This window comes from candidate division KSB1 bacterium, assembly GCA_022562085.1.
In the GTDB taxonomy this organism is placed as follows: domain Bacteria; phylum Zhuqueibacterota; class Zhuqueibacteria; order Oceanimicrobiales; family Oceanimicrobiaceae; genus Oceanimicrobium.
Genome location: JADFPY010000055.1, coordinates 12474 through 18200 on the forward strand (window position 1 = coordinate 12474; position 5727 = coordinate 18200).

Here is a 5727-nt window from a genome sequence, read left to right on the forward strand (position 1 = left end):
GAAGTCCAGAGGTCGCGTCGAAAGTAGCATCATAAAGAACGAATCTTCGACTTGGAATTACTCTTTAATAGTGAGCGGAGTAGAACCATGGGCTAGTGTGGCTTTAGGCACTTTTCGGCCAGACCTCTGGCAGCGGATGGTAATTTATTTTGAGCCAACAAAGTCACCGGTCCGGTTTTTATAACTGAACACCCTAAAACTAATGGGACATTCGGTTCACACGTCACTGTGCTTGTCAAATAACCTTATCTGGCATATCGCTTAAGGTATCGGCAGGAAATCTGAAGTATTAAGCGACAATTTACCGTTGGAAAGTTTTTTTAAATAATGGTTTACTTCAAATTCGGCGGGCACTTCCAAACCGAGGTTTTTGAGCTCCTCGACTTTTTGGAAAACTTCGGCGGGCTTGTCATCCATAACGATTTGCCCCTGGTTTAAGACCAGCAGGCGATCAAACGTAAGTGTTTCTTCCGGATATTGGGTGATGAATATTGTGGAGATTTGGCAGTGATTTTCTGCGGTTTGATTTTTTTTATGAAATTCGGAAATGAGGGAAAGCAGTGCTTTCCGGCTGGCGAGATCCAGCAAAGAAGTCGGCTCGTCGAAAATGATGTACTTGGGAGACATGGCCATGACTGAGGCCAGCGCCAGACGCTGCATTTCGCCGCCTGAAAGCAGGTGCGGCGGATGATTGCGGTATTTTTGCAGATCGAACTGTTCAAGCATTTTATCCACAGTTTCGTGCATTCGCTCATAATTGATGCCCAAATTTTCCAGACCAAAGGCGATCTCCCGTTCGACAGTTGTGGAGACAATCTGATTCTCAGGGTTCTGGAAAACCATGCCCACCAAGCGTCGTATTTCGGAAATTTTGGCAGCTTCATTTGTGTTCATGTCGTCTACCAAAACTTCGCCTTCGGTGGGCAGAAGCAGGCCGTTTAAACACCGGGCTAAAGTCGTCTTGCCGGCGCCGTTCGGTCCCATCAACCCAAGGGACTCACCTTCTCGAATAGTCAGGTCGATGCCGTCCAGCACGCGATTTTTTTCTTCGCCGTTTGTGTATTCGAAAACTAGGTTTGAAATTCTAATCATGCTTATTTTAAAAAAAGATGATTAAGTCGCAAAATTTAAATTTGAATACGTACTCTTAAATAGAAAGAATGAAATTTTAATCAAAGGATTTTTAAAAAAAACGCGACCTACTGACCCAGCAACTGTACAACCAGGCTGCGATTTCTTGAACGATTATCGAAATCGATCAGGACGATCTGCTGCCACGTGCCGAGAATGAGATCGCCATCTTTAAACGGGACGCTAAAGAAAGGCCCAAGCATTGCCGCGCGAACATGAGCGTAACCGTTGCCGTCGCCCCAGGTTGCATCGTGGTGATAGGTAACACCGGTGGGTGCAAATTTTTCAAATGCTTCGGGGATGTCTTTCAACAAGCCGGGTTCATATTCAATGGATGTTATGCCGGCAGTAGAACCGGCAACAAAAACCGTCAAACTGCCTTCTGAGAGTCCTGAATTTTTCAAAACGGCGTCGACTTGCTGAGTAATGTCGATGATATCAGTGTGGCCTTTCGTTGAAAGTTCGATTGAATCGGTAATTATTTTCATGCTATTCCCTGTTTGAAAGTAGGGGCACACTGCAGTGTGCCCCTACTACAATAATCAATCAATTTAAACGTTGGGATCAAAATTCGTCATTTGCCAAAATTCATAGAAACGTTTTCGAATCTCTTCTTCGGTCAAATTCTCTAATCGTTCCAAACTAAATTTTTCTACACAGAAAGAGGCCATGGTGCTGCCAAACACAACTGCCCGCTTTAAGTTATCAATCGAAATGTCGTCACTTTTGGCCATATAGCCCATAAAACCGCCCGCAAATGTATCTCCTGCCCCGGTTGGATCGTAAATAAATTCCAATGGATAAGCGGGCGCCCAGAAAAACGAGTCCTGGGTTATCAAAAGAGCTCCATGCTCACCTTTTTTGATGATGAGAGTTTTGGGGCCCATCTCCTGAACAATTTTAGATGATTTAACCAGATTAGCTTCGTAGGCCAACTGCCGCACTTCAGAGTCATTAACAATCAGAACATCGACATGTTTCAGCGTTTCACGAAGCGCAGGCAGATCCCCGCCAATCCAGTAGTTCATGGTATCCAGAGCAACTAATTTGGGTGATTGAATCTGCTTCAGTACATCCATTTGCAGATCCGGACCGATATTAGCCAGAAAAATGTATTCGCTGTTTTTATAAGAATTGGGAATTTTAGGTTCAAATTTCTCAAATACATTCAGGTGGGTAAACAGAGTGTCCCGATCATTTAAATCAAAACCGTACTTTCCACCCCAGCGAAAAGTTTTCCCGTCTGCAACTTCTAATCCGCTAAAATCTACATTTTTCTTTTTTAAGAATTCAATTTTCTCTTTAGGAAAATCATCTCCGACTACAGCGACCAAATTTACCGGCGCAAAATACGAGGCGGCGGCGCTAAAATAGATTGCTGAGCCTCCTAAGGCATCTTCAACGGTCCCAAATGGCGTCTCGACTGTATCCAGAGCAGCCGACCCAACAACAAGGATACTCATATGTTGTCTTCCTTAAATTATCAATTTTTCAATTATGGCGGGGATTTTCTAAACCTTCGAAAACCATGAAGATTTTAGTAAAGTTAGCCACCCCACTTTACATCCGTTCCGGTGCTGAAATCCCCAAAAGTTTGAACGCATTCGCCAGAACAATTCGAGTGCATTTGATTAAAACCAACCGCGCACCTGTCAACGCTTTGTTTTCCGTTACGACCCGTTGGTGATGATAAAAGCGATGAAACGCAGCTGCTAATTCCTGTAAGTAATTTGGAATTCTATGCGGCTCCAAAAATTTTGCTGCCTTCGAAACAATATCCGGAAATTCCAGAAGCTTTTTTATTAAAGCCAGTTCTTCTTCTTGTTCAAGTAAGTTTAAATTTGCATGATCCGGTAACTTGAAACCCTGTTCTTCGGCGTGTTTAATAATATTGCAAATTCGTGCATGGGCATATTGCACGTAGAAAACCGGGTTTTCCTCAGATGTGTTTTTGGCTAAATCCATGTCGAAATCGAGTGGACTTTGGCTGCGCCGCGCTACAAAAAAGAAGCGCGCCACATCAACACCTACCTCCTCGATCAGCTCTTTCATCTCGATGATTTTGCCGGCGCGTTTGGACATTTTAACCACTTCACCTTTTTCGAAAAGATTTACCTGCTGAATAATGTTGACCTCAAAGCTGCTTTCCGGATAACCGAGGGCACTCAGTGCGGCTTTCATCCTTGGGATATATCCGTGATGATCAGGTCCCCAGAGATCATAAAGTTTTTCAAAGCCGCGTTGATATTTGTCGGCATGATAAGAGATATCGACCAAAAAATAAGTAGGCTCGCCCTCACCGGTCACCAAAACACGATCTTTTTCATCACCAAACTCGGAAGAGTTAAACCATTTCGCGCCATCTTTTTCATAAACGTAGCCATTTTGAGACAGGCTTTCCAAAACCTTTAAGTGAACGTTCTTTGTTCGCAAATCACCTTCACGGAACCAAATATCAAAATCAACCCGGTAATCGGAAAGTGTCTTTTTTTGCTCCACCAAAATCTTTTCCAAAGCCAGTTCCGAAAACTCCTGCCATCTTTGATTTTGCTCCTTTGACACAAATTTATCCCCGTGCTCCGTGTGAATTTCTTTCGCAATGTCCCGAATGTAATCGCCGTGGTACCCTTCTTCCGGGAAAGGTTCCTCTTGCCCCAGTAATTCCATGTAACGCGCACTCACCGACTTGCCCAAAAGTCTTATTTGCCGGCCGGCATCGTTGACGTAGTATTCTCTTTTCGCATCAAACCCGACTGCGTTAAATAAATTCACCAGCACATCTCCAACAGTCGCAGCCCGTGCACTCACAACGTTCAACGGTCCGGTCGGATTAGCGCTGACAAATTCAATCTGTACCTTTTTTTGCGCGCCCCAATCACTGCAGCCGAATTTATCCGCTGCTTTGATTATCGTGTTTAAAGACTCACCCAAATATTTATTTTCGAGATGAAAGTTAATAAACCCTGCACCGGCAATTTCTGTTTTTGACACAACCTTTGAATCTAAGTCTAATTCTTCCAGCAATTCGGCGGCAATCTCTCTCGGATTTCGTTTTAATTTTGAAGCCAACAACATCGCCACATTGGTTGCAAAGTCTCCATGCTCCGGATTCTTTGGCCGCTCCAATGTAATTTCAAGCTCACCCGACGAGGCAAACCCTTTTGACTCAAGCGCTTTCGATAGCGTTATTATTAAGTATTCCTGTTCAGACATTCTATTCGTCTTTCACTTCGATAATTTCCGCGTCACCCCAAAGTCTTTCTAAACCATAAAACTCTCTGCGCGCCGGTTGAAACACATGTACTAAAACTCCAATATAGTCAAGTAAAATCCATTCCTGATTCGATTGTCCCTCGATATGCAGCGGCCGGGTTTTTTCCCCTTTTAAAGTCTCGAAGATGTGGTCTGAAATTGCTTTAACTTGAGTGTTTGTAGAACCGGAACAGATCACAAAATAATCTGTCATGGTCGTGAGTGGGCGCAGGGTTAAAATCAGCACATCTGTTGCTTTTTTTTCTAAAGATAGATTTGCGATTCTTTCCGCGAGTTTTTTAAAATCCAAATAACTTATTCCCTCCTTTTTTTTCACAAAAAATATGCCCGACCAATGACATCGTTTGGTAGGACTTTTCCTTGTACCAAATAGGCATTCGCGATTACAAATTTCAAACAAGCACGGGGAATGGCAAATTAAGGATTGTTCGGGACTCCACGATAGAACGCTATATCTTAAAGCTTTTGCGTTTTAAACCATTTGATGGTTCTGCCCAACCCCTCACCGAGAGAAACTTTAGGTTCCCATCCCAAAATAGTTTTCGCCTTCTCAATATTGGGCTGGCGAACTTTGGGATCGTCAATTGGAAGCGGGTTGTAAATAATCTCGCTTTTACTGCCGGTCAATTTGATGATCGTTTCTGCCAACTGTTTGATTGTCATCTCATTTGGATTGCCGATATTAACCGGTTCATGGTGATCGGAAACCATCAGGCGGCAGACACCTTCAATCAAATCATCCACGAAGCAAAAACTTCGAGTTTGTGATCCATCTCCAAAAATTGTGATCGGTTGATCTTTCAAGGCTTGGGGAACGAAAGCCGGAATAGCACGCCCATCTTTCGGCCGCATTCTGGGACCGTAAGTGTTAAAGATTCTTACTATTTTCGTATCCAGGCCGTGAAACCGATGGTACGCCATTGTAATCGCTTCTGCGTACCTTTTTGCTTCATCATAAACGCCGCGTGGCCCAACGGGGTTTACATGGCCCCAATAATCTTCCGTTGGCGGATGCACCTGGGGGTCACCGTAAACCTCGGATGTGGAGGCAAGCAGAAATGTTGCTTTCTTTTCCCGCTCCAAACCGAGCGCTTTATGCGTTCCCAAGGCTCCTACTTTTAATGTTGGGATTGGAAATTCTAAATAATCTTTTGGGCTGGCTGGTGAAGCAAAATGGATCACATAGTCGATCGGTCCGGCACAATATATATACTCGGTGACATTATGCTTGATAAATTTAAATTTTTCTCCCTGCAAATGCTCGATATTCGCAACCGTGCCAGTTAACAAATTGTCCATAGCAACGACTTCATGCCCTTTATT

6 protein-coding genes are annotated in these 5727 nt (G+C 43.7%); all 6 read right to left on the reverse strand.

Annotated features, from left to right (window positions below):
* Positions 1 to 261: 261 nt before the first annotated feature.
* Positions 262 to 1092, reverse strand: coding sequence for an ATP-binding cassette domain-containing protein (locus IH879_07330; GenBank protein ID MCH7674747.1), 831 nt, complete (start codon positions 1090 to 1092; stop codon positions 262 to 264).
* 107 nt (positions 1093 to 1199) lie between these two features.
* Entirely contained in the window at positions 1200 to 1619 is a 420-nt protein-coding gene (locus IH879_07335) for a YjbQ family protein (GenBank protein ID MCH7674748.1), read from the reverse strand.
* A gap of 63 nt (positions 1620 to 1682) precedes the next feature.
* A complete protein-coding gene (locus tag IH879_07340) occupies positions 1683 to 2594 on the reverse strand; it encodes a sugar kinase (protein ID MCH7674749.1) in 912 nt (303 codons plus the stop codon).
* 97 nt (positions 2595 to 2691) lie between these two features.
* Entirely contained in the window at positions 2692 to 4344 is a 1653-nt protein-coding gene (locus tag IH879_07345) for an arginine--tRNA ligase (GenBank protein ID MCH7674750.1), read from the reverse strand.
* A gap of 1 nt (position 4345) precedes the next feature.
* Positions 4346 to 4702, reverse strand: coding sequence for a ribosome silencing factor (gene rsfS / locus IH879_07350; GenBank protein ID MCH7674751.1), 357 nt, complete (start codon positions 4700 to 4702; stop codon positions 4346 to 4348).
* A 158-nt stretch (positions 4703 to 4860) separates the two neighbouring features.
* A partial coding sequence (locus IH879_07355; GenBank protein MCH7674752.1) for an SDR family oxidoreductase occupies positions 4861 to 5727 on the reverse strand: 867 nt, incomplete at its 5' end.